General features: G+C 61.5%; 24 protein-coding genes and 1 pseudogene. 9 read left to right on the forward strand and 16 right to left on the reverse strand.

Annotated elements, in window-relative coordinates:
• Positions 1-35: 35 nt before the first annotated feature.
• From N4R57_14045 to N4R57_14090, 10 genes are read right to left on the reverse strand one after another with little or no spacing between them, the layout of a single operon-like run.
• Positions 36-1730 (reverse strand): Na(+)/H(+) antiporter subunit D, encoded by a 1695-nt coding sequence (locus N4R57_14045; GenBank protein UYV36146.1) that lies wholly within the window; start codon positions 1728-1730, stop codon positions 36-38.
• The gene (locus N4R57_14050; protein ID UYV36147.1) at positions 1723-2088 is read right to left on the reverse strand and encodes a hypothetical protein; all 366 of its coding nucleotides are present in this window, start codon (positions 2086-2088) and stop codon (positions 1723-1725) included. Before N4R57_14050 ends, N4R57_14045 begins: the two co-directional genes overlap by 8 nt.
• An 11-nt stretch (positions 2089-2099) precedes the next feature.
• Entirely contained in the window at positions 2100-3560 is a 1461-nt protein-coding gene (locus N4R57_14055) for a proton-conducting transporter membrane subunit (protein ID UYV36148.1), read from the reverse strand.
• Positions 3560-5134, reverse strand: a complete 1575-nt coding sequence (locus N4R57_14060; GenBank protein UYV36149.1) for a monovalent cation/H+ antiporter subunit D family protein — start codon at positions 5132-5134, stop codon at positions 3560-3562. The genes N4R57_14055 and N4R57_14060 overlap by 1 nt, the downstream gene beginning before the upstream one ends.
• Entirely contained in the window at positions 5134-5556 is a 423-nt protein-coding gene (locus tag N4R57_14065; GenBank protein UYV36150.1) for a cation:proton antiporter subunit C, read from the reverse strand. The genes N4R57_14060 and N4R57_14065 overlap by 1 nt, the downstream gene beginning before the upstream one ends.
• Before the next feature lie 16 nt (positions 5557-5572).
• Positions 5573-6016, reverse strand: coding sequence for a Na(+)/H(+) antiporter subunit B (locus N4R57_14070; protein ID UYV36151.1), 444 nt, complete (start codon positions 6014-6016; stop codon positions 5573-5575).
• On the reverse strand, positions 6016-6588 hold the full coding sequence (locus tag N4R57_14075; protein UYV36152.1) for a DUF4040 domain-containing protein: 573 nt from the start codon (positions 6586-6588) through the stop codon (positions 6016-6018). The genes N4R57_14070 and N4R57_14075 overlap by 1 nt, the downstream gene beginning before the upstream one ends.
• Positions 6588-6998, reverse strand: a complete 411-nt coding sequence (gene mnhG, locus N4R57_14080; GenBank protein ID UYV36153.1) for a monovalent cation/H(+) antiporter subunit G — start codon at positions 6996-6998, stop codon at positions 6588-6590. The genes N4R57_14075 and mnhG overlap by 1 nt, the downstream gene beginning before the upstream one ends.
• Positions 6995-7363 carry a monovalent cation/H+ antiporter complex subunit F gene (locus N4R57_14085; protein ID UYV36154.1) on the reverse strand — a complete coding sequence of 123 codons (369 nt, stop codon included), beginning with the start codon at positions 7361-7363 and terminating at the stop codon, positions 6995-6997. The genes mnhG and N4R57_14085 overlap by 4 nt, the downstream gene beginning before the upstream one ends.
• Positions 7363-7860 carry a Na+/H+ antiporter subunit E gene (locus N4R57_14090; protein UYV36155.1) on the reverse strand — a complete coding sequence of 166 codons (498 nt, stop codon included), beginning with the start codon at positions 7858-7860 and terminating at the stop codon, positions 7363-7365. The genes N4R57_14085 and N4R57_14090 overlap by 1 nt, the downstream gene beginning before the upstream one ends.
• A 326-nt stretch (positions 7861-8186) precedes the next feature.
• Here N4R57_14090 and N4R57_14095 point away from each other — a divergent pair, with 326 nt between their 5' ends.
• Positions 8187-8846, forward strand: a complete 660-nt coding sequence (locus tag N4R57_14095; GenBank protein UYV36156.1) for an ATP-binding cassette domain-containing protein — start codon at positions 8187-8189, stop codon at positions 8844-8846.
• A gap of 99 nt (positions 8847-8945) precedes the next feature.
• Here the strand turns inward: N4R57_14095 and N4R57_14100 are convergent, their stop codons facing one another.
• Positions 8946-9143 (reverse strand): hypothetical protein, encoded by a 198-nt coding sequence (locus tag N4R57_14100; protein UYV39654.1) that lies wholly within the window; start codon positions 9141-9143, stop codon positions 8946-8948.
• Here N4R57_14100 and N4R57_14105 point away from each other — a divergent pair.
• From N4R57_14105 to N4R57_14125, 5 genes and pseudogenes are all read left to right on the forward strand, one after another.
• Positions 9106-10739 (forward strand): annotated as a pseudogene (locus tag N4R57_14105) (capsule biosynthesis protein). The gene N4R57_14100 and the pseudogene N4R57_14105 sit on opposite strands and share 38 nt — an antisense overlap.
• A 139-nt stretch (positions 10740-10878) precedes the next feature.
• Positions 10879-12375: a phosphomannomutase/phosphoglucomutase gene (locus N4R57_14110; GenBank protein UYV36157.1), complete on the forward strand. Its 1497-nt coding sequence runs from the start codon at positions 10879-10881 to the stop codon at positions 12373-12375.
• Between the two features lie 38 nt (positions 12376-12413).
• Positions 12414-12629 (forward strand): hypothetical protein, encoded by a 216-nt coding sequence (locus N4R57_14115; protein ID UYV36158.1) that lies wholly within the window; start codon positions 12414-12416, stop codon positions 12627-12629.
• Entirely contained in the window at positions 12629-13018 is a 390-nt protein-coding gene (locus tag N4R57_14120) for a hypothetical protein (protein UYV36159.1), read from the forward strand. The genes N4R57_14115 and N4R57_14120 overlap by 1 nt, the downstream gene beginning before the upstream one ends.
• 123 nt (positions 13019-13141) lie before the next feature.
• Positions 13142-13627 carry a DUF995 domain-containing protein gene (locus N4R57_14125; protein UYV36160.1) on the forward strand — a complete coding sequence of 162 codons (486 nt, stop codon included), beginning with the start codon at positions 13142-13144 and terminating at the stop codon, positions 13625-13627.
• Between the two features lie 245 nt (positions 13628-13872).
• Here N4R57_14125 and N4R57_14130 read toward each other — a convergent pair whose 3' ends face one another.
• The 5 genes from N4R57_14130 to N4R57_14150 all read right to left on the reverse strand — a co-directional run bounded on the left by N4R57_14130 (position 13873) and on the right by N4R57_14150 (position 19836).
• Positions 13873-15888, reverse strand: a complete 2016-nt coding sequence (locus tag N4R57_14130; protein UYV36161.1) for a M3 family metallopeptidase — start codon at positions 15886-15888, stop codon at positions 13873-13875.
• Between the two features lie 344 nt (positions 15889-16232).
• A complete protein-coding gene (moeB, locus tag N4R57_14135; protein UYV36162.1) occupies positions 16233-17282 on the reverse strand; it encodes a molybdopterin-synthase adenylyltransferase MoeB in 1050 nt (349 codons plus the stop codon).
• A 5-nt stretch (positions 17283-17287) separates the two neighbouring features.
• Entirely contained in the window at positions 17288-17743 is a 456-nt protein-coding gene (dut, locus tag N4R57_14140; protein UYV36163.1) for a dUTP diphosphatase, read from the reverse strand.
• A gap of 28 nt (positions 17744-17771) precedes the next feature.
• On the reverse strand, positions 17772-18977 hold the full coding sequence (gene coaBC / locus N4R57_14145) for a bifunctional phosphopantothenoylcysteine decarboxylase/phosphopantothenate--cysteine ligase CoaBC (GenBank protein UYV36164.1): 1206 nt from the start codon (positions 18975-18977) through the stop codon (positions 17772-17774).
• 61 nt (positions 18978-19038) lie between these two features.
• On the reverse strand, positions 19039-19836 hold the full coding sequence (locus tag N4R57_14150; GenBank protein ID UYV36165.1) for a ChaN family lipoprotein: 798 nt from the start codon (positions 19834-19836) through the stop codon (positions 19039-19041).
• Between the two features lie 54 nt (positions 19837-19890).
• Between N4R57_14150 and cobU the strand changes: the two genes are divergently transcribed.
• Genes cobU through N4R57_14165 form a run of 3 tightly spaced genes read left to right on the forward strand, consistent with a single transcriptional unit; the run spans position 19891 to position 21907 of the window.
• Positions 19891-20412 carry a bifunctional adenosylcobinamide kinase/adenosylcobinamide-phosphate guanylyltransferase gene (gene cobU / locus N4R57_14155; protein UYV36166.1) on the forward strand — a complete coding sequence of 174 codons (522 nt, stop codon included), beginning with the start codon at positions 19891-19893 and terminating at the stop codon, positions 20410-20412.
• The gene (locus N4R57_14160) at positions 20409-20981 is read left to right on the forward strand and encodes a histidine phosphatase family protein (GenBank protein ID UYV36167.1); all 573 of its coding nucleotides are present in this window, start codon (positions 20409-20411) and stop codon (positions 20979-20981) included. Before cobU ends, N4R57_14160 begins: the two co-directional genes overlap by 4 nt.
• Positions 20982-21040: 59 nt before the next feature.
• Positions 21041-21907 carry a glutathione S-transferase gene (locus N4R57_14165; GenBank protein UYV36168.1) on the forward strand — a complete coding sequence of 289 codons (867 nt, stop codon included), beginning with the start codon at positions 21041-21043 and terminating at the stop codon, positions 21905-21907.
• Positions 21908-22063: the final 156 nt, after the last annotated feature.

Here is a 22063-nt window from a genome sequence, read left to right on the forward strand (position 1 = left end):
GCGCAACCATCAGCGCCAAGAGCCGCCGCAAAACCTCAGCTGACGAAGTTCACAAACATCGTCACGCCCAACAGGATCGCGATCCACAAAACCATCGCCCCCGTCGGCCATGTCTGCGCCAGCCGCCCTTCTGGACCGGTCGAATATTGGAACCGACGGTAAAGCCCCATCGCCCAATTGCTGATCTCACCCACGACATAGCCCGCGCTCGCGCCGAACGCCGCATGCAGATAGCGCAGAGCCACCGGCCCCGCCTTGCGGTACACCCAATCAAAGCCAAGCGTGACCTGCGCCCCGGCCTGCGGAAACACCCCGGCTCGCAGCAAAACAACAAACCCCAACAGCGTGAACATCACCAGCTGCACCTGCGTGATAACATGCGTCGTGGTATAGCTGTCATAGGCCACATCAAAGGGCAGCAACGCATAAAGCTGCTCTGGGTAAACGCCAATAGCGACACAGAAAAACGCCATCCCCGCCATCGCGACAAGCATGTGAAACGGCGCTTCCTCGGGGCGCAGCCCGCTGTCCTTGGCAAAGAACGCGGCATAGGGCACGCGGATACCGGTGTGCAAAACCGCCCCGACCGACGCCAAAAGCAACGCCCCCCAGACCCAGTCGTAATGCCCCTTGGCCGCCGCCGACAATGTCAGCGATTTGGTCACAAAGCCTGAAAACAACGGCATCGCGGAAATCGACGCCGCGCCGACAACGCACAACAGCATGGTCAGCGGCATCGTCCGGTAAAGCCCGCCCAAGGCGCTCGCCTTGACCGTGCCGGTGCGGAACATCACCGCGCCCATCGCCATGAACAACAGGCCCTTATACAGCACCGACGCCACCGCATGTGCCGCCGCCCCGTTCAGGGCAAGCTCGGTGCCAATGCCGATCCCGACCACCATAAAGCCAAGCTGGCTGATCAAAGCAAAGGCCAGAACCCGGCGTAAATCGTTCTCGAAAATCGCATAGAGGATCGGGAAAAGCGCCATGACCGTGCCGACATAAATCAACATCTCGGTCCCGGCAAAACCGCGCGCCAAGGCGTAAACCGCCATCTTGGTGGTGAACACCGACAGGATCACACTGCCCGTGACCGTCGCCGCCGGATAGGCATCACTCAACCAGCTGTGCAGCAGCGGAAAGCCGCATTTTATCCCAAACGCAATCAGGATAAGCCAGCTCGCCGCCGACCCCAGCACCATCTTGTCAAAGGCCACCGACCCGGTCTCGCGATAAAACAGCGCTACCCCGATCAACAGCAACACGCCCGAGGCGATCTGCACCACCAGATAGCGCATGCCAGTGTGATACGCGCCTTCGCTGCCCCGCGCCCAGATCAGGAAAACGCTGGCAATCGCCGTGCCTTCCCAAAACACAAAGAGCGAGATCAGATCGCCGGCAAACACCGCACCAATCGCCGCCCCTGCATAAAGCAACGCCGCCAGCTGCTGCGCCGTATCGCGCAAATGCCAAGCGTAAAGATTGGCCAAAAACGCCGCGAGGCTAAAGATCAACCCGAACAGCCGCGCCAGCGGATCAACCCGCAACAGCTCCAGCTCGAAACCGAAAAACGCCATCGGTGCCAACGCCCCCTCGGGCAGGCTCCAGATCATCCAACCCGACAGCAAAGGCGCCGCCAGCAAAACGATATTGCGTGCGATCATGGGCAAGCCCGGCAACAAAATCGCCGCGGCCAGAAACAGGAAAGCAGGCGGGAAAAACTCAGCCATCTTGCGTCCCCTTTTCACGCGGCGCTTCGGGATAATCTTCGCTGTCCACATCATAGGGCGCGTAATACGTCGCGTCCCGCGCCAGCAGGAATTGCACCCCCTTCGCACCGATCACCAACGCGGCGCAGACCACGAACCCGAACAGCGCATAGAACCCCGGCGTCTCTTCGATCGGCAGGTAAACATGCTTGTGATAAAAGAACTCGGCCAGAAACAGACCCGCGCAAACGGCATAGATCGCGTAAACAAACCCGCTCACCGCCTTGGGCTTGTCCGTCCAGGCAAACAGCCGCCCCAGCATGGGCATGCGGCCCGTCTGGTCCAACTGCGCTGTCTCTTCGCTCTTGGTCTCGCTCATCCCCGCCCCTCTCACTTCGCGACCAACGGCATCAGGAACGCCTGTATCGCGCCTGCGTAAAAGAACAACACAAGGCAGCCCGCCGCCGCGATCGCCGGTGGCAACCAGACCAAAACGCCCGCCTCGCCCCATTCATCCGGTGCATCCTTTTTGTCCCGCAGAAAGAACCCTTTGCCCACCACCGGCAGCAAATAGGCCACGTTCAACAAGGACGACGCCATCAATACGCCGATCATCACCCATTGCTGCGTGTCCGCCGCCGCCATGATCAACAGCCACTTGCTCCACGAGCCGCCCAAAGGCGGCAAGCCAATGATGCTCAACGCGCCAATCAAAAAGGCGATAAACGTCACCGGCATCGCCCGGCCCAAACCCGTCATCTGGCTGATGTTGGTCTTATGCGTCGCCACGTAGATCGACCCGGCACACATGAACAAGGTGATCTTGCCCATCGCGTGCATTGCGATATGCATACCGCCCCCGATCACGCCCATCGACGTGGCCAAGGCCATGCCCAGCGTGATGTAGCTCAGCTGTGATACCGTCGAATAAGCCAGCCGCGCCTTGAGGTTGTCCTTGGTCAACGCCACAACGCTCGCCGCGACAATGCTGAACGCCGCCAGCCACATAAGCCATTCGCTCGCGCCCGTCTCGGCCAGAAAATCAATGCCAAAGATGTAAACGCCGACCTTCAGCATGGTAAAGACACCCGCCTTCACCACCGCCACAGCATGCAACAGCGCCGACACCGGCGTCGGGGCCACCATCGCCGCCGGCAACCAGCGGTGAAACGGCATAAGCGCCGCCTTGCCGATCCCGAACGCATAAAGCGCCAGCAGGATCGGAACCATGATCCCTGCAACCTTGCCGTCCAGAATGCCACCCAGTCGGAAATCCAACGTCCCGGCCAACGCCCAGGTCCAGATCACCCCGACCAACAGCAATGCAATCGACGTGCCCATCAGGATGCCTAAATAGGTCCGCGCACCGCGCACCGCCTCGGCCGTTCCCTTGTGCGCGACCAGAGGATAGGTCGAAATCGTCAACATCTCGTAAAACAGGAACAAAGAGAACATGTTGGCCGAAAACGCCAACCCCATCACACTCGCAATCGCAAAGCTAAAGCAGGCAAAGAAGCGCGCGTGATCTTTCTCGTTGTTTCCACGCATATAGCCGATGCCATAGAGATGCGTCAAAATCCACAAACCGCTGGCGATCAGCGCAAACATCAAGCCCAAAGGCTCGACATGAAAGGCAATCTCGATCCCCGGCATCACCTCGGCCAACAGCATCTTTTCGCTGGTGCCATTGCCCTCGTTTACCAGCACGACAAGCACGCTGGCAAAGGTCGCCATCGCCGCAGCAAGGGTCATCCCGTCGCGCAGGTTCTCACGGTTGCGCAGCACGATGTTGCCCACCGTCGCCACGCCGGGAATAAGCATCGAAAGCGTTATCGCTACCCAGGTTTCCATCAGCGCACCACCATTCCGGCCACATCCGCCATCCCGGCGGATCCGGCGATAAACCCTTGCGCCGCGCTCAATGACGCCGCCAGCGACAGGTCGGTGTTCACCCCGAACCAGACACAGGCAATCGCCATCACCCAGAGCGGCACCAACATCGCCGCCGGCGCCTCGCGCACCACCACATCCTCGGCCGGTTCCGCCAGATACAGCGCCTCAACCATTTTCCAGACGTAAATCACCGCCAACAGCGACGACAGCATGATCAAAACGGCCATTGGCCACCATCCCGCCTCGAACGCCGCCTGCACCAGAACCCATTTGCTGATGAACCCCGCCGTGCCCGGTACCCCGATCAGGCTCAAGCCGCCAATCACCATCGCCGCGCTGGTCCATGGCATCGTCTTGCCCGCCCCGCCGATCCGATCCAAAAACGAGTTGCCATAGCGCAGCGCCAGCGCGCCAACCCCCATGAACAAGGCCGCCTTGGTGATCCCGTGATTGAACAGATGCGCAATCGCCGCCGTCAGCCCGGTCTCGCTCAGAAATCCAATGCCCAAAAGCATATAGCCGATCTGAGCAAGGCTGGAATAGGCCAGCAACCGCTTCAAATCGGTCTGGAAAATCGCAATCAAAGACGCGGCAAACATCGCCAGAACCGCCAGCGGAATGATGATGAACTCTAGGGTCTTCACCTCAAACAGATACTGCGGCTGGAACACCGTGAACATGAACCGCATCAGCACATAGATCGCCACCTTGGTCGCCGTCGCGGCCAAAAACGTGGTCACCGCGCTCGGCGCATAGGTATAGGCATTGGGCAGCCACAGGTGCAGCGGATAAATCGCCGCCTTTAGCCCCATGCCCACCACGATAAACGCAAAGGCCGCCCGCACCGTGCGGTTGCCCTGCTGGTCGGCGATCCGCTCGGCAATATCGGCCATGTTGAGCGTGCCAGTCGCCATATACAAAAGGCCCAGCCCGATCACAAAAAACGTCGCCCCGATCGTGCCCATGATCAGGTAATCATAGGCCGCGGTCAAAGCCCGCCGATCCTTCTCGGCCCCCGCCGCGATCAACACATAGGTCGCCAGCGACGAAATCTCGAGAAACACGAACACGTTGAACGCATCGCCCGTGATAACAACGCCCAGCAAGCCGGTGAAACACAACAGGAAACAGGAATAGAACAAGGCCTGATGCCGCTGCCCCACCTCGGCCAGAATGCTGATCCGCGCATAGGGCATCACCACCGCCGCAATCCCGGTCACCAAGAGCAGAACAAAGGCATTCGCCGCGTCGATCCGGTATTCGATCCCCATCGGCGGCGCCCAGCCGCCAATGTGATACGATATCACCTCGCCGCCGATCACCCGCATCATCAGGAACACAGCCATGACAAAGCTCGCCGTCACCGCCGCATAGGCAATCGCCCAAGCCAGCTTGCGCGAGCCGATCAACACGATCAAAGGTGCCGCACAGAACGGCGCCATGATCAACAAAAGCGGAAGCTGATCCACAAGGCTCAGCGCCACATGCGCGGCCGCGTGATGGCCTTCGGTTGCTGCTGCTGTGCTCGCCATTACGCCCGTCCGCCCATCGTGCCGCCATACAGGCGTTTTTCCTGTGCTGCCATCTCGGTCTCTATGATCAGAATGTCATCCTCCTCGATGGTGCCGAATTCTTCGCGAATGCGCACGATCAAGGCCAGCCCCAGCGATGTCGTCGCGATCCCCACCACAATCGCAGTCAGGATCAACACATGCGGCAGCGGGTTGGAGTAAACGACCTCGGGGTCGATATTCATATCCACCGGGAAAATCGGCGCGGTGCCGCCGGTGACTTTCCCCATCGAGATATAGAGCATGAAAACGCTGGTCTGAAAGATGTTCAGCCCGACAATCTTCTTGATGAAATTCCCTTTGGCCACAACGATATAGAGCCCGGTCATCATCAAGACCGTGAACAGCCAATAGTTCAAATGGCCCACGAAAAATTCAAACATGTCGCCGCTCATTGCCTTACCATTCCTCGTCGCTGATCCGTGGCGGGCGCGCGGCAAAAGCATAGTAAATTGCCACCATCACCCCCGTCACCGTGATCCCCACACCCAGCTCGACCACAAGGATCCCCCAGTGTTGCCCATGCGACGGATGATCCGGCGTAAACGCGCCATAGTTCAGGTATTCATACCCCAGCAGCATGCTCAGCAATCCGGTCCCGGCATAGAGCAACACGCCCAGCGCCATCAGCTTGTGAACCAACCATGGCGGGAACACCTGCTTGGCTTTGCGCAGCGAGAAAACGATCCCATAGAGGATGAACGCCACCGCAAAAATCGCCCCCGCCTGAAACCCGCCGCCGGGCGAATAATCGCCGTGAAACTGCACATAAAGCGCAAACAGAATGATCGCCCCAACCGTCAGCTTGGTCACAATCCGCAGGATAAGATGGTGAGAGCCCATTACGCCGTCCCCCCCTTACGATCGTCCTCGCGCCGGCCACGCTTCTTGCGCCGCCGCAAGCCGCTGATCAGGAACAAAACCCCGATCCCGGCCGTGAACACCACCGCTGTCTCGCCCAACGTATCATAGCCGCGATAGCTCGCCAAAACCGCAGTCACCACATTGGGCACGCCAATCTGCTCCGGGCTTTTTTGCAAATAATCGGGCGACACATGGGTCTGTGGCGGCGCATCCGGCACGCCGAAATTGGGCATGTCCAGCGTGCCATAAATCAACGCGCCGCCGGTCATGAACACCACCAACAGCGGCAACAAGGGCGAGCGCGTGCTCGGCTTCTCCACCCGGCTGGTCAAGGCCATCGTGCCCAGCATCAAAACGGTCGAAATCCCCGCGCCCACTGCGGCCTCGGTAAAGGCCACATCCACCGCGTCCAGCGCCACAAACAACAGCGCCGACAACAGGCTGAACATCCCCGCCAGCATCGCCGTCACAAACAACCGGTTGGTCACCACAATCGCAATCGCCGTGACGACCAACATGATGAACAATGTGATAACAATGAAGGTCTCCATCACCGCGCCTCCTCGCCATCATGCTCACCGTCGTGCTCGTCCTCATCCTCGTCCAAATCGCTCGCAACAAGCGGCTCTGGCTCGGCGGGCACCAACCCTTTGGCCACCTTGGGGCGCAACCCCGACACCAGCGCGGCATTGGCTACAGCATGGGTCGCGGTCGGCCCTGTGATGAACAGGAAAAGACCGATAATCAGCAACTTAACCGTGATCAACGTCGGCCCCGCCTGAAGGCACATCCCGACAATCAGCAGGATAACACCGCCCGAATCCGTCACCGACGCCGCATGCAACCGCGCCCAGAAATCCTCAAGCCGCCAGCTCCCGAAGGCGCCGACCAGCACGAAAAAACTGCCCGAGACGATGCAGATCCAGCTCAGAACCTCGACACTCACTTCTGCCCAGCTCATCGCGCGCTCCCCTCGCCATCCGGCGCCATCTTTCCGGCCATCGGCCCGGCGACCCCGTCACCCTCGGCACCTGCGCCTTGACCCGGCGCTTGCCCCGGTATCTGCACAATATCGCCAATCGCGCGATAGCGGAAAAACTTCAGAACCGCGATCGTGCCGACAAAGTTGATCAGCGCATAAAGCAGCGCAATATCAAGGAAATCGGGCCGCCCCGACAGAAACCCCATCACCCCGATCAACAACACGGTATGGGTGCCAAACAGGTTCACCGCCAACACCCGATCATACAGCGTCGGCCCGGCGAACGCCCGGATCAGCACGAAGACCATGCCGATGAAAATCGCAATCGTGGCCAGAATAAACATCACCCGCGCCCCTTGGTTGCAGCCGTCGCATGCTCGGTAACCGTCACCCGCCGGTCCATATCGCGCAGCGCGTCCATATCGTCGGGGCTGAAATTCAGCGCATGCACCAAAAACCGCTCGTCCTCGGTCTCGACCGTGATCGTGCCGGGGGTCAGGGTGATCGAATTGGCGAAAATCACCTGTCCAACGTCGGTTTTCTGGCTGTGTTTGACGCTAAACAGATGCTGGCGCGTCTCGGCCACCGGGGCCATGATAATCTTGGTCACCGCCCAGTTCGCCTTGGCGATTTCGACCAGCAACCAAAGGAAATAAGCGAAACTGCTGAACGGGCGCAGCACCAGAGGCACCACATAATCATCGGCATCATCCATCCGCCGCACGAAATAGACCGCAAGCAGGGCTGAAACGACCCCGAACCCGACAATCAACGGCTTATACAGCCCCGACAGCAACAGCCAAAGCGCCATCAATACGATGAACGGTCCGATTATCCGCACGAAGCTCAGCCCCCCAGTTCTATCGTGGGCCAGCGCAGTTTTCGTGGCGCGGATCCCCGTTTTTGATTGCCCCATTTGGTATCGTTCTACCCCCCGGATTACAAGCATCCCCACGGCATTTTTCGCCGTTTTCCGCTCAAATCCGCGTCATCACGTCACCGTGACAAACGCCCGCAATGACGCTTTATTTCAATGATCCGGTCACATTTTTGCCGTATGACATTGTCATAGACTGTCGTGATCCGACATAATGACGGAGAAAAGACGCACCAAGCGTTAACCAAACCCCGTTAAAGAGGGTTGAGAGAGCAGTACCGGAGCCTGAGATGCTCGAATTTGACAATGTAAGCAAGTCCTTCTGGACCGGCACGCAGCGCAAGGTGATCCTTGACCGCGTGAGCTTTCGAGTCGATCTTGGCCGGTCGATGGGCGTGCTTGCGCCCAACGGCACCGGGAAAACCACGCTTATCAACATGATGGCCGGCCTTGAAAAGCCGGATGAGGGCGAAATCCGCCGCGATTGCCGCATCTCCTTCCCGCTTGGTTTCATGGGCGGCGTCGTTTCCAAACACACCGCCGTCGAAAACAGCCGCTTCATCGCCCGCCTCTATGGTCTCGACCCCGATTATGTCGAAGCCTACTGCCGCTGGCTCTGTGGCCTTGGTGAATATTTTGACCAACCCTTGGGCACCTATTCCTCGGGGATGAAATCGCGCTTTTCCTTCGCCCTCATGTTGGCGCTTGATTTCGACATGTATCTCATCGACGAAGGGATGCCCGGCTCAACCGATGTTGAGTTCAATCGCAAGGCCGGCGACATCCTGCGCGAACGCCTGCGCACCACGACTGTGGTGATTGTGTCGCACAGCCCGCAGGTGTTGGAACAATTTGCCACCTCCGCCGCAGTTCTGTTAAACGGTAAGCTGCATATTTTTGATACCTTGGAAGAAGCGAAACAGCTCTATGACTACGAAACCCAAGGCTAGAAAATTCCGCATACGCCGCTCCGGAGTCGGGGCGGGCGCAATCGGTGCCAAAACGGCCGCCGATGGCACAGCTGCGGGCAACGCCGATGACACCAGCGATCAGTCAAAGCCGCTGACCGCCGAAAGCCTTGTGCAACCCGCTGCCAAGCCGAAGGCCAAAGCCCAATCAAAATCCACGCCCACTGATACAGCCAGCGCCGGGACCAGCGATAAAGCTGCGCCCACTGCCGCCGCAGCCAGCGCCGCCCCCGGAGCGGCCCTGCGCGCCGCCGCCGCAAGGGCCAAAGCTCCCGACACCAAATCACAGCCCCAACCCGAGGCCCGCACCCAAACGCAAACCGCGCCCGACCCCGACCCCGCTGTCGACACCCCCACCCCGGCGGGCGACTTCGCCTCCCCGCGTGAAACCCGCGCCGAAACCGACATCGACGCCATCCGCAAAGAGGGGCTGACCGGACGCCAACTCCGCATGGCGCGCCGCGTCGCCCAGAAACACGGGCTCGCCCCGATCTCTGATTTCGACGCCGTAAGACAGCTGCGCACCCGTGGCATCGACCCCTTCCAACGCGCCAACATGCTCGAACTCGTCGTCCCCGGTGAGGGCGCCGGCGGGGCCGGTGGCGGTGGTGGCAAGGGCGGTGTGCCCGTCGACAATGGCGGCCAGCCGCCCGATATGGGCCACGCCAAACTGCCCCAAACGGTGCAGGCGCAAAAATCCACCCTGCCCTCGACCGATACCATGACCCCGGCCCAGCGCCGCGAGATGGAGATCACCGAGATCCAGCGCGACATCGCGCGGCGTCGCCGCCGCCGTCTCGCCCTGCTCTTTACCCGCCTGTCGGCCTTTGTCTTCATCCCGACGATCCTTGCCGGTTGGTATTACTTCGTCCTCGCCACGCCGATGTATGCCACCCACACCGAATTCATGATCCTCTCCAATGACGGCGGCGGCGGTGCCGGGCGCTCCCTTTGCCCTCGCAATATGCCAACAGTCAGGACAGCATCGCGGTGCAATCCTATATGCTGTCCAAGGACGCCATGCTCAGGCTTGACGCCGAACACGGGTTCAAATCGCATTTCTCCGACCCGTCGATCGACCCGATCCAACGCCTCGCCGCGGATGCCTCGAACGAAAAGGCGCACAAGCTTTATAAAAAGATGGTCAAGATCGGCTATGATCCGACCGAAGGCGTCGTCCGGATGGAGGTTATCGCCGCCAGTCCCAAGGTCGCCTTTGATTTCTCGCAACTGCTGGTCGATTTCGCCGAAGAGCGCGTCGATGAACTCAGCCGCGAGAAACGCGAAGACGCGATGGCCTCGGCCAATCAAAGCCTGAAAGAGGCCCGCGATGAACGCCGCGCCGCACAGGCCACGCTGGTCAACCTTCAGGAAACCCAAGGCGTCGATCCGACCGAACAGCTCGCCGTGCTGCGTCAGCAGATCTCAAGCTACGAGACAGAGTTGCTTGAAAAGGAACTGCAACTCGCCGCCCTGCTCGACAACCCGCGCCCCAACCGGGCCAAGGTTGACGGCGCGCGCGCCGATATCACCCGCCTCAACGCCTTGATCAAAACCCTCAACGCGCGGATGACCGGCAGCAGCGACAGCTCAGACAGCCTCGCCTCCCGCTCCGCCCGCGTGCAAATGGCACAGGCCGACCTCACCACCGCCGACCTGTTCCTGCAAAACGCCCTGCAAACCGCCAAACAGGCCGAGCTTGAAGCCTCAAAACAGGTGCGCTACCTGACCGTCCCGGTCCTGCCCGTACAGGCAGAAGAGGCGTCCTACCCGCGTGCATTCGAGAATACGGTGCTGGCCTTCCTGATCTTTGCCGGCATCTATCTCATGGTCTCGCTGACCTCCTCGATCCTGCGCGAACAGGTCTCCTCGTGACGCGAGCGTGTGCGGCAACAATGGGCGGCGGCGGCACAACGCGCCGGTTTTCTGCGCCGCCCCGCCTTGCACCGTTTCGCTGATCATGTAACCTCGACCCATAGTCCTGAGCCATAGTTCCGAGCAGAGAGTATTCCCGTTGAAAAAACCGCTTCCCACCGTCACGCCCAACACTTGGGATTTCCTGCGCGACGCCATGATCGCCCCCACCGGTTTCCGCGAATATGACGCCCGCTGGCAATACCCCGAAGCGATCAACCTGCCCGGCATCACCGCCCTCGGCCTCGGCCTTGGCACGCAAATGCGCCGCCGCGGGATCGAGCCGGTCATCGCCGTCGGCAATGATTACCGCGACTATTCGCTCTCGATCAAAAACGCCCTCATGCTGGGCCTGATGCAGGCCGGTATCCATGTCAAAGACATCGGTCCCGCCCTCTCCCCCATGGCGTATTTCGCGCAATTCCACCTTGATGCGCCCGCCGTTGCCATGGTCACGGCCTCGCATAATCCCAACGGTTGGACCGGCGTGAAAATGGGCTTTGAACGCCCCCTCACCCACGGCCCCGACGAAATGGGCGAACTGCGCGACATTGTCTTGAACGGCGAAGGTCAAACCGCCCCCGGCGGTGGCTATGAATTTGTCGATGGCGTGCGCGAGGCCTATCTCGACGACCTCATTGGCGACTTCAAAATGACCCGCAAGCTCAAGGTGGTCTGCGCCACCGGCAATGGCACCGCCGCCGCCTTCGCGCCCGAGCTGTTTGAGCGTCTCGGCGTCGAAGTTGTGCCCTCCCATAATGAGCTCGACTACACCTTCCCGCATTACAATCCCAACCCCGAAGCCATGGAAATGCTGCACGATATGTCGGACAGCGTGCGCGCCTCCGGCGCCGATTTCGCGCTTGGCTTTGATGGCGATGGCGACCGTTGCGGCGTGGTCGATGACGAGGGAGAAGAGATTTTCGCCGACAAGGTTGGCGTCATCATGGCCCGCGATTTTGCCAAGCTTTACCCAAACCGCACCTTCGTCGCCGATGTGAAATCCACCGGCCTCTTCGCCTCCGATCCCGAACTGATCAAACACGGGGCCAAAGCCGATTACTGGAAAACCGGCCATTCCCACATGAAACGCCGGGTCAAGCAAATCGGCGCGCTGGCGGGGTTTGAGAAATCCGGCCATTACTTCCTCGCCGAACCGGTGGGCCGTGGCTATGACTGCGGCATGCGCGTTGCGGTCGAAATCTGCAAAATGATGGACCGCAACCCCGACATGTCGATGTCCGACATGCGTCGCGCCCTGCCCAAAACATGGGCCTCGCCCACCATGTCGCCCTATGCCGCCGATACCGAGAAATACGATATCCTTGACCGGCTGGTGCAAAAGCTCGTCGCCAAACACGAGGCCGGCGAAACCCTCGGCGGCCGCCCCATAAAAGAGGTGGTCACCGTCAACGGCGCGCGGGTGATCCTAGATAACGGCTCATGGGGTCTGGTCCGGGCCAGCTCGAACACACCCAACCTCGTCGTTGTCTGCGAAAGCAGCCAATCCGAGGCCGAACTCCGCGCCATTTTCGCCGACATCGACGCGGTCATCCGCACCGAACCCGGCGTGGGTGACTACGACCAAACCCTCTGACCAAACCCTCTAACCACCCCTTCTAACCGGACCGACCCATGCGCCTATTCCTGCCCCTCATGCTGCTGGCTTCACTGGTCGCCGTTGGGTTGGCGCTCGTCCGCCCTGAGCTTTCCGACATCCTGCTGCTGGCAGTGCCCATTGGCTTGGCCAGCGGCTGGCTCTGGCTCTCCAACCTGCGCCGCCCGGCGCCACCACCGCCCAAACCGCCGCAGACCCGGCCAAACGCCTCGTCATCGACGGCTCCAACGTGATGTATTGGCGCGACAACACGCCAAAGCTCGAAACCGTCATCGAGCTCATCACCCTGCTGCACGCCAAAGGCTACCAGATCGGCGTCATCTTTGACGCCTCCGCCGGTCACGTCCTCTTCGGGCGTTACCTCGACGACGCCCCCTTCGCCGCCCGCCTCGGCATTGCGGTCGAAGAATGCTTCGTCGTCCCCAAGGGCACGGTGGCAGATGAATACATCCTCAAATCCGCCCGCGACCTTGGCACGCGCATCGTCACCAACGACCGCTACCGCGACTGGGCCGATCAATTCCCCGAGGTCCACAAGAAAGGCCACCTCATCCGTGGCCACTACGAAAAAGGCGCGCTCCACCTCCACTCGCTTATCCCGCCGCGCTCAAAATCCGCCTGACTGGCTGCCTCAATTCCAAATATGGAAACACACTGTCCTAGCTGATTTGCTTGACAGGTACCTCAAAAGCCAACACTTTTAGGCGAATTCGAGCCATCGCAATGCACATCATGGAGGACGCCAATGACACGTTTTAGCAAGGGAATGCTGATCTCCGCTTTTCTCGTCGCGGTTCCCTCTCTCGGGATCGCTGATCCCAAACCGAGAAATGCCCAGCCCGCAACGGCTGCGAAAATCACCAAGATCTACGCTGGCAAAACTGATGTCTGGGACACAGACTGCGGCGGCGGCATCTACTTCGGCCCCAACGGCCAGGCCCGCGCCTGGTGCGCCACCAACCCCGATACCCTCGGCGCCGGCACGTGGTATGCCACCAATCAGGGCCAACTGTGCCACAAGCTGAAATGGTACTACCCCCAAGGCTCCGGCGCCGGGGTAAGCGCCGAACAAACCAGCTGCATCGACCATGTCGACAAACGCTGGGGCAACACCTACCGCAACTACGCCGATAGCGCCGAATGGTGGCCGATCGACGATTATTCAGGCCCAAAACGCGGCTACAAATTCCAAGCCAACGTAAAAGCCGCCCGCGCCAAACTCGGCCTCTAAAGCACCCGCGCTCAGCGCATTACAGAGCCCGCGTCTTCATCTGACTGAAAATATCTCGGGGGCGTGGGGGCTGGCCCCCACTTTAACCTGCGTGTGGGGGCTGGCCCCCACTTTAACCTGTGCGTGTCGCACCGAAGGTGCGCCATAATACTGTCTGGCCCCACTTAAACCGGCGCGTGGGGATGGCCCGCAACCCTAGCTAGCATCACGCACCCCCTTTTTCCAACCGTTGCACACCGCACCCATCACGCCCCAACCAACCCGCGCCCCTTGAGCAATGCCTCAACCCCCGGCAACCGCCCGCGGAACCGCTCGTAAAGCACCGCCGCATCGACCGACCCGCCAGTGGACAGGATATTCGCCTCCAGCGCCTTGGCCGTCGCGGCATCAAACGCGCTCCCCGCCTCCTCAAAGGCGGCAAAGGCATCCGCGTCCATCACCTCCGACCACATGTAGGAATAATAACCCGAGGAATAGCCGTCCCCGGCAAAGACATGCGCAAACTGCGGCGTCGCATGGCGCATGGTGATCGCCTTCGGCATCCCCAGCGCCTCCAGAACCTCCGCCTGTTTCGCCATCACATCGCCCGGCGCCGCCCCGCCATGAAACTCCAGATCCACAAGCGCCGAGGCAACATACTCCACCGTCTGGAACCCCTGATCGAAATTCGCCGCGCCCAAGACCTTTTCCAACATCTCTTCGGGCATTGCCTCGCCACTCTCCACATGGGTCGCAAACTCGCGCAACACCTCCGGCACCTCCAACCAATGCTCAAAAAGCTGGCTTGGCAGTTCAACAAAATCCCGCGCCACGCTGGTGCCCGAAACACTCTCATAGGTCACATCCGACAACATCTGATGCAGCGCATGACCGAACTCGTGGAACAACGTCCGCGCATCGTCATAAGACAACAGCGCCGGTTCTCCTCGCGCAAAATTGCACACGTTGATCACCACCGGCGCCTGCGCGCGCGGCCACTTCGCTTGCGACCGCATCGCCGAACACCACGCGCCCGACCGCTTTGACCCACGCGCGAAATAATCGCCGATGAACACTGCCACATGCCGGCCATTGCGCGTCACCTCCCACGCCCGGCAATCGGCATGGTAAAGCGGCACGTCCAGCCGCTTGAACTCCAACCCGAACAGCCGCCCGGCACAGGCAAACGCCGCCGCGATCATCCGGTCCAGCGACAGGTAAGGCTTCAACGCCGCCTCATCCAGATCATGCTCCGCCCGCCGCCGCTTCTCTGCGTAATACCGCCAATCCCACGGGGCCAACGCTCCGTTGACACCATCGCCGTGCATCATCTCTTCCAACACAGCGGCGTCCGCCTCGGCCTGCGCCTTGGCCGGTTCCCAAACCGCCATCAGCAATTCGCGCACCGCCTCCGGCGTCTTGGCCATCTCGGTTTCCAACTTGAAGGCCGCAAAATTTTCATAGCCAAGCAGCTTCACCCGCTCCTCGCGCAGCGCCAAAATCTCCGCCGCCACCTCGCGGTTGTCGGTCTCGCCGCCATTGGCCCCCCTAGCGGCCCACGCCGCAAACGCCTTCTCGCGCAAATCCCGGCGCGGCGAAAATTGCAAAAACGGCACGATCAGCGAGCGTGACAGCGTCACCACCGGCCCCGCGGCCCCCTTCTCGCGCCCCGCCTCGCGCGCCGCCTCGATGACAAACTCCGGCAACCCTTCCAGATCGCCCTCGCCCAGCTCCATGAACCACGCCCGCTCATCCGCCAAAAGGTTCTGCGTGAACGCCGTGCCCAACTCGGCCAACCGCGCCTTGATCTCCTTCATCCGCGCGTCCGCCGCCCCGTCAAGCGCCGCGCCCGACCGCACAAAGCTGCGCCGCGTCAACATCAACACCCGCGCCTGCTCCGGGTTGAGCGTCAAGCTGTCGCGCGCCGCCCACACGGCCTCGATCCGCGCAAACAGGGCCTTGTTCGCTGTGACGGCTGCGAAATGGCGCGCCAACAAGGGCGAAAAGTCGCGCTGCAACGCCTCGCGCTCCGGGTTGCTGTCCGCCCCGGCCACGGTGAAAAACACTGACAGAACCTTGTCGAGCGCCTCGCCCGCCGCCTCCAACGCGCCAATCACATTTTCAAACCCCGGCTCCGATGTATCCGCTGCAATCGCCGCGATCTCGGCCTCATGCGCCGCCAATGCCTCTTTCAAAGCGGGCGCAAAATCGTCATCCGAAATCGCATCAAACGGGGCCAGCCCGAATTGCGTGGTCCATTCCTGCAAAAGGGGGTTCGTCATCGCTCATCTCCTCGGTTGCGCAAAGGCGCGCTTCTTTCGCGTCACGTTAAGTCTGAGCGCAGCCAGTTGCAATTCGATCCGCGCGTTTGTTCGCATGTCTTCATCTGACCCCAAATATCCCCGCCGGAGGCTCCCGTCCCAACCAAACGCTCCTCGGCCCATGGTGCAATCACGCAACAACGCACGCTCCATTAACCAAATTCGGCGCCCCCGGACCCATCCCCCCGGCAGCCGGGAGTCAGCCGGATGTCAGCCGGGAGTCACCCCCCCAAAAGCCACCGCAGAGCGTGATTAACAAACCTTGCCAAATCGTGAACATCGCGGCGAAAACCTTAACAGAAAGGTTAACGCGCCGCGCCGCAAACCGGGCAATCCGCGCGCCGTTTCACGCCGATCTTGCGGCTTTCCCCCCACAACCCGTCATAGATCAGCAACTCCCCGCGCAACACATGCCCGGCCCCGCTGATCACTTTGATCGCCTCCAGCGCCATCATCGTGCCGACCACGCCGGGCAGCGGTCCAACCACCCCCGCCTCGGCACAAGAGGGCGCCAATTCCGCCGCTGGCGCCTTGGGGAACACACATTGATAACAGGGCGCGTCCCGGGCCGGATCAAACACCGACAATTGCCCCTCCCATTGGGTAATTGCCCCCGAAATCAACGGCTTGCCCGTGGCGACTGCGGCGCGATTGACCAAATACCGCGTGTCAGAATTGTCCGTCCCGTCAAGGATCACATCATATTCGGCAAACAGCGCCTCGGCGATCTCCGTACTCAGCCGCCGCCCATAGGGGCGCACATCGACAAACGGGTTCACCCCCTTCATCGCCGCCATCGCCGATTGCACCTTGGGCAGGCCGATCGCGCCTTCGGAATGGATCACCTGCCTTTGCAGGTTGCTCGCATCAACCGTGTCGTCATCAATCACCCCGATCCTGCCCACGCCCGCTGCCGCCAGATACAGCAACACGGGCGAGCCTAAACCGCCGGCCCCGACCACCAACACCTTGCTTTCCTTAAGCTTTTTTTGCCCCGGCCCGCCCAGCTCCCGCAGCACGATATGACGCGCATAGCGCGGCAATTCGCCCGGCGCAAACGCCCCTGCCGTCACCGCAACCGGCACCTCGTCCTGTGGCACCACCGCCCGCGCCTTCAACCACGACAACCCCTTGGCATAGCTCAAAACCACCACGGCAAGCGCGCCCACAATGCCCCAAAGCACCGCGCTCTCCCCCGTCGCCATCCGCAGCCCATGCCCCTCCGGCAACAGCAGATGCAGCCCGAAAACCGCCGCCCACAACAGGGCAATCAGCACCCAGATCACAGCGCCCGACAGTCCGAACAACCGCCCCACGCCCCAGATCATCGCCGCAATGCCAAAAACCAGCAGCACCCGCGCTACCCCCGCCCGGTCGAGCCGAAGCCACCAGCGCCCCGCGCCGTCTCGCTCAACGCGTCAACCACCGCAAACGCCGCCTGCACCACCGGCGCGACCACCAATTGCGCCACCCGCTCGCCATGGCCAACCACAAAGGTCTCCGCCCCGGTATTCAACAGGATCACCCCAAGCTCACCGCGATAATCGCTGTCAATCGTCCCCGGCGCATTCACCAGCGTAATCCCGTGTTTCAACGCCAAACCCGAACGCGGCCTGACCTGCACTTCAAACCCTTGCGGAATCTCCATCCGCACCCCCGTCGAAATCAGCGCCCGCGCCCCCGGCGCAATGCGAACCTCTTGGCGATCCACAAAATTCGCCCGCACATCCGCCCCCGCAGATCCGCGCGTTTCATAAGACGGCAGCAACACCTCCCGGTCCGCCCCCGCAACCCAACTCAGCTTGATTTCAACCACGCCCCGCCCTTCATCTTGCTGAAAATACTCATTCCAACGCCGCCGCAATCGCCGCCGCCAGCCGCCGCGCGACCATATCCTTGCCCATCCGCGGCCACGCATCGACGCCACTTTCCGAGATCACATGCACCGCGTTTTCCGCGCCCCCCATGATCCCCGTCTCCGGCGACACATCATTCGCCACGATCCAGTCACACCCCTTGCGCGCCCGCTTCTTTGTGGCGTTGTCAATCACGTCATCGGTCTCCGCCGCAAAGCCTACAACCAGCCCCGGCCGCCCTTCGCCCATCCGGCTTACCGTTTTCAAAATGTCCGGGTTCTCGGCAAACTCCAGCACCGGCAACGCGCCATCCTGTTTCTTGATCTTCGAACCCGACGCGCTCTTCACCCGCCAATCCGCCACCGCCGCCGCGAACACCGCTGCCGCCACGGGCAAGGCCCCCTCGACCGCCGCCAACATCTCTGCCGCGCTTTGAACCTCAATGATCTCAACACCTTGCGGGCGCGCGGCCTCCGCCGGGCCGGTGACAAAAACCACCTCCGCCCCAAGCGCCGCCAAGGCGGTCGCAATCGCCGTGCCCTGCGCGCCAGAGGACCGGTTGGCGATATAGCGCACCGGATCAATCGGCTCATGGGTTGGCCCGCTCGTCACCAACACCCGCTTGCCCTTCAACGGCCCATCCGCCAGAACCCCGGCAATCGCCTCGACAATCTCCATCGGCTCGCTCATCCGGCCGGGGCCGAACTCGCCACAGGCCATGTTGCCCTCATTCGGGCCGACAAACCGCAGGCCATCGCCCTGCAATACCGCGATATTGCGCTGCGTGGCGGCATGCTCATACATCCGCACATTCATCGCCGGAGCCACCAAAACCGGCGTATCCGTTGCCATCAGCAACGTCGTGGCCAAATCATCCGCATGCCCGCCCGCCATCTTGGCCAGCAAATCCGCCGTCGCCGGGGCCACCACCACCAAATCCGCCACACGAGAGAGCTGGATATGCCCCATCTCGGCCTCGTCGGTCAGATCAAACAGATCGGTAAAGGCCTTCTCCCCGGCCAAGGCTGCAACGCTCAAAGGGGTCACAAACTCCTGCGCCGCCCGCGTCAAAACCGGCGTCACCGCCGCGCCGCGCTCGCGCAGGCGCCGGATCAGATCAAGACATTTGAACGCGGCAATCCCGCCCCCGATTATCAACAGGACACGCTTGCCCGCCAACCCCATGCTCTGCATTCCGGCTCTCCCCATGCGACTTGCGCCAAACTAAGCGGCAATCGCCACAATCACAATGGCTTCAACCTTTCTGAAACGCCGCGCAAGGGTCGTCGCGCTCTGCCTCGGGAAACCGCTCGCTCGCATCAAAACGCGCCGCATCGCCGCTGCCCTCCTCCAACAGCCCCAGCGCAAAAACCGTCACCTCCGGCGCGACTTTTTCAACCAGCCGGGGCACACCCCAGTCGCGCCGCGCATGGCCATTGCCGGTGATCACCACAACCGGCCCGCCGGTCTCGTGCAAGGCCTGCACCACGGCCCGCGCCAATGTGGCATCCCGCAGGCGCTGCAACGCGACCATCACAGGCAGCATCTCTGGCGGCATCGCCTCGCAATGGGCCAGATGCTGCTCTTGCTCGCGTGCGGCCTGCTCTGCCTCTGCCAGAGCGGTGTTCAAACCATAGGCCTCGGCCTCTGGTCCGAAGCTCTCCGCGATCCCCGCTTTCATTGCCGCCCGCGCCTCGCGCCTCGGCACCGCCGCGCCGTAAAACTTCGCCTCTCCCGAGGCTAGGAAAATCGGGTAATACATCGCAAAACCGGGCCAACCCGTGTCTTTCCAGCCCAGCGCCGCCTCCAACTTGCCAGCCTCCGACCGCAGCGAAGGCTTCGCCCTCTCGGCCTGTGATCTGGTCAGCATCTCGAACACCACCGCCTTCGGGGCAAGCGCCGCAACCAACTCTGCCTGACGCGCATGAATCGCTGCGTTATCATGGACTTCGCCCAAGATCACAACCTCTGCACCCGCCATGCCTTCGGGCAAATCCTGCGCCATTGCCGCGCCCGCGATCACGACCCAGATCATCACTATTAAGCGTCGCATGCTTTTCTCGCCTCCCGGCCTCTGCTACCCAGATGCGAAACTAGGGGCTGGATCATGGCAACACAATGCACACTCGTCCTCGGCGGTATCGCAAGCGGTAAATCGGCCCATGCCGAAACCCTGATGCACGCCACCGGCTTGCCGATGCTCTACCTCGCAACGGCCCAAGGTTTCGACAGCGAAATGCAGGCCAAAATCGCCCGCCACCAAGCCACCCGCGGCACCAATTGGCGCACCATCGAAGAACCGCTCGCCGCCGCTCAAATCCTGCGCGATGCGCCCGCCGACCACGCGCTGCTGTTTGATTGCGCCACCATGTGGCTGAGCAATCATATGCTGGCCGATCATGATCTTGAGGTCGAACAAGCCGCGCTCACCGACGCGGTTGCCGCCTGCCCGGCCCATCTTGTCATTGTCTCGAACGAGGTCGGGCTGTCCGGCGTGCCTGAAAACGCCCTCGCCCGGCGGTTTGCCAATGCCCAAGGGCGGCTGAACCAAGCGCTCGCGTCGCTGGCAAACCGCGTGATCCTCGTCACGGCGGGCCTGCCGCAAACGCTCAAAGGACGCACAGCATGAGACGCGTTTTCTGGGTCCGCCACGGGCCAACCCATGCCAAAACCATGGTCGGCTGGTCCGACCTGCCCGCCGATCTGTCTGACGTGGCACAAATTGCGCGGGTGTCAGGGTTTTTGCCGCGCGACGCGCCGGTGATTTCCTCGGATCTGTCGCGCGCGTCGGCCACCGCCGATGCCATTGCCGGACCGCGGCCGCGCCTGCCCCATGACTGCGGCTTTCGCGAAATGCACTTTGGCGAATGGGAGCTGAAACGCTTTAACGAGATCGAAGACCAAGCCCACGCCCGCGCCTTCTGGGAAAACCCCGGTGACATTCGCCCCCCCGGCGGCGAAAGCTGGCACGAGGTGAGCGCCCGCGTCGATAACGCCGTCGCCCGTCTGCTCGCCGTTGAACCGGCCCAAGACGTTGTGATCGTTGCGCATTTCGGGGTGATCCTGACCCAGCTGCAACAGGCGCTACAGCTTGACGCTTACGAGGCATTCTCGCACAAGATCGACAACCTTTCGGTCACTGAACTGCACTACGCAGATGGCGGCTGGTCCGCCGCACGCTTTAATCACCACCCGTGATTAGAGCCCCCGCAAATATTCATTTGGTGAATATTGCGCGCACCGCATAACCTCGTCTCATGAGTTATGATCTTTTCATCGGTGATCGCACCTTTTCCAGTTGGTCCATGCGTGGCTGGCTCATGCTGGAACAATTCAACCTGCCGTTTCGCACCCATATGGTCGGGCTTTATGATGGCACAATGGCCCAAGATCTCGCGGCGCTGGCACCGGCCCGCCTTGTGCCGGTATTGCGCGATGCCCAAGGGATCGTGATCGGCGACAGCCTCGCCATGGGCGAAACCTTGGCCGAGCGCCACCCCGAGGCCGGTCTCTGGCCTGCCGACCCTGCGGCGCGGGCTTTGGCACGCTGGATGGTGGCGGAATTGCACTCCGGCTTCTCCGGATTGCGCGGAGAGTGCCCGATGCAACTCTTGCACCAATATCAAGGGTTTGCCCCCTCCGATGCGGTCAAGACCGATTTGGAGAGACTGCAAACGCTCTGGTCACTGGCACGCGACCGCCACGGGGCGTCGGGGGGTTGGCTCTTTGGCGACTATTGCCTTGCAGATGCGTTCTATGCGCCGGTGGCGGCCCGGATCGCGGGCTATGACCTGCCGGTGGATGCGCCTGCCCAAGCCTATGTCGCCACCACGCTGGCCGACCCGGCGTTTCGCCGCTGGCGCTCATTGGGCCTCACCAAATCTTACGACCCGGTGCCATATGCCTTGCCGCTCACCACCCGCGACTGGCCCGGCCCGGTCCCGATCAGCGCCCATGCGGTCGCCACTGGCCTCTCGGTAAACGCCGATTGCCCCTATTCCGGCAAACCGGTGCGCGATTTTCTATCGCTTGATGGCCGCATCTTTGGGTTTTGCAATCCAACCTGTCGCGACAAAACGGTGAATGATCCGGGCGCGTGGCCCGCCTTTATGGCGTTGCTCTGATCTACAGGTGTTGCGCCGCGCGTTGCGCGTCGCCGGGGGGGCCTCGCTTCGCTCGGCCCTCGCATGTGGCCAGAGGGGTGATAAAAGCTCCGATGCTTTGCTTGGGGCGGATCGTGGAATGGGTATTTTTACCATTTAAGAAACGCGGGCGGGCGC

Source organism: Rhodobacteraceae bacterium D3-12, assembly GCA_025916135.1.
GTDB lineage: Bacteria > Pseudomonadota > Alphaproteobacteria > Rhodobacterales > Rhodobacteraceae > JAKGBX01.

Excerpts from the sequence above, each read along its gene's own strand:
- N4R57_14045 (UYV36146.1), bottom strand. The coding sequence starts at position 1,730 with ATGGCTGAGTTTTTCCCGCCTGCTTTCCTGTTTCTGGCCGCGGCGATT.
- N4R57_14050 (UYV36147.1), bottom strand. The coding sequence starts at position 2,088 with ATGAGCGAGACCAAGAGCGAAGAGACAGCGCAGTTGGACCAGACGGGC.
- N4R57_14055 (UYV36148.1), bottom strand. The coding sequence starts at position 3,560 with ATGGAAACCTGGGTAGCGATAACGCTTTCGATGCTTATTCCCGGCGTG.
- N4R57_14060 (UYV36149.1), bottom strand. The coding sequence starts at position 5,134 with ATGGCGAGCACAGCAGCAGCAACCGAAGGCCATCACGCGGCCGCGCAT.
- N4R57_14065 (UYV36150.1), bottom strand. The coding sequence starts at position 5,556 with ATGTTTGAATTTTTCGTGGGCCATTTGAACTATTGGCTGTTCACGGTC.
- N4R57_14070 (UYV36151.1), bottom strand. The coding sequence starts at position 6,016 with ATGGGCTCTCACCATCTTATCCTGCGGATTGTGACCAAGCTGACGGTT.
- N4R57_14075 (UYV36152.1), bottom strand. The coding sequence starts at position 6,588 with ATGGAGACCTTCATTGTTATCACATTGTTCATCATGTTGGTCGTCACG.
- mnhG (UYV36153.1), bottom strand. The coding sequence starts at position 6,998 with ATGAGCTGGGCAGAAGTGAGTGTCGAGGTTCTGAGCTGGATCTGCATC.
- N4R57_14085 (UYV36154.1), bottom strand. The coding sequence starts at position 7,363 with ATGTTTATTCTGGCCACGATTGCGATTTTCATCGGCATGGTCTTCGTG.
- N4R57_14095 (UYV36156.1), top strand. The coding sequence starts at position 8,187 with ATGCTCGAATTTGACAATGTAAGCAAGTCCTTCTGGACCGGCACGCAG.
- N4R57_14115 (UYV36158.1), top strand. The coding sequence starts at position 12,414 with ATGCGCCTATTCCTGCCCCTCATGCTGCTGGCTTCACTGGTCGCCGTT.
- N4R57_14120 (UYV36159.1), top strand. The coding sequence starts at position 12,629 with ATGTATTGGCGCGACAACACGCCAAAGCTCGAAACCGTCATCGAGCTC.
- N4R57_14125 (UYV36160.1), top strand. The coding sequence starts at position 13,142 with ATGACACGTTTTAGCAAGGGAATGCTGATCTCCGCTTTTCTCGTCGCG.
- N4R57_14130 (UYV36161.1), bottom strand. The coding sequence starts at position 15,888 with ATGACGAACCCCCTTTTGCAGGAATGGACCACGCAATTCGGGCTGGCC.
- coaBC (UYV36164.1), bottom strand. The coding sequence starts at position 18,977 with ATGCAGAGCATGGGGTTGGCGGGCAAGCGTGTCCTGTTGATAATCGGG.
- N4R57_14150 (UYV36165.1), bottom strand. The coding sequence starts at position 19,836 with ATGCGACGCTTAATAGTGATGATCTGGGTCGTGATCGCGGGCGCGGCA.
- cobU (UYV36166.1), top strand. The coding sequence starts at position 19,891 with ATGGCAACACAATGCACACTCGTCCTCGGCGGTATCGCAAGCGGTAAA.
- N4R57_14160 (UYV36167.1), top strand. The coding sequence starts at position 20,409 with ATGAGACGCGTTTTCTGGGTCCGCCACGGGCCAACCCATGCCAAAACC.
- N4R57_14165 (UYV36168.1), top strand. The coding sequence starts at position 21,041 with ATGAGTTATGATCTTTTCATCGGTGATCGCACCTTTTCCAGTTGGTCC.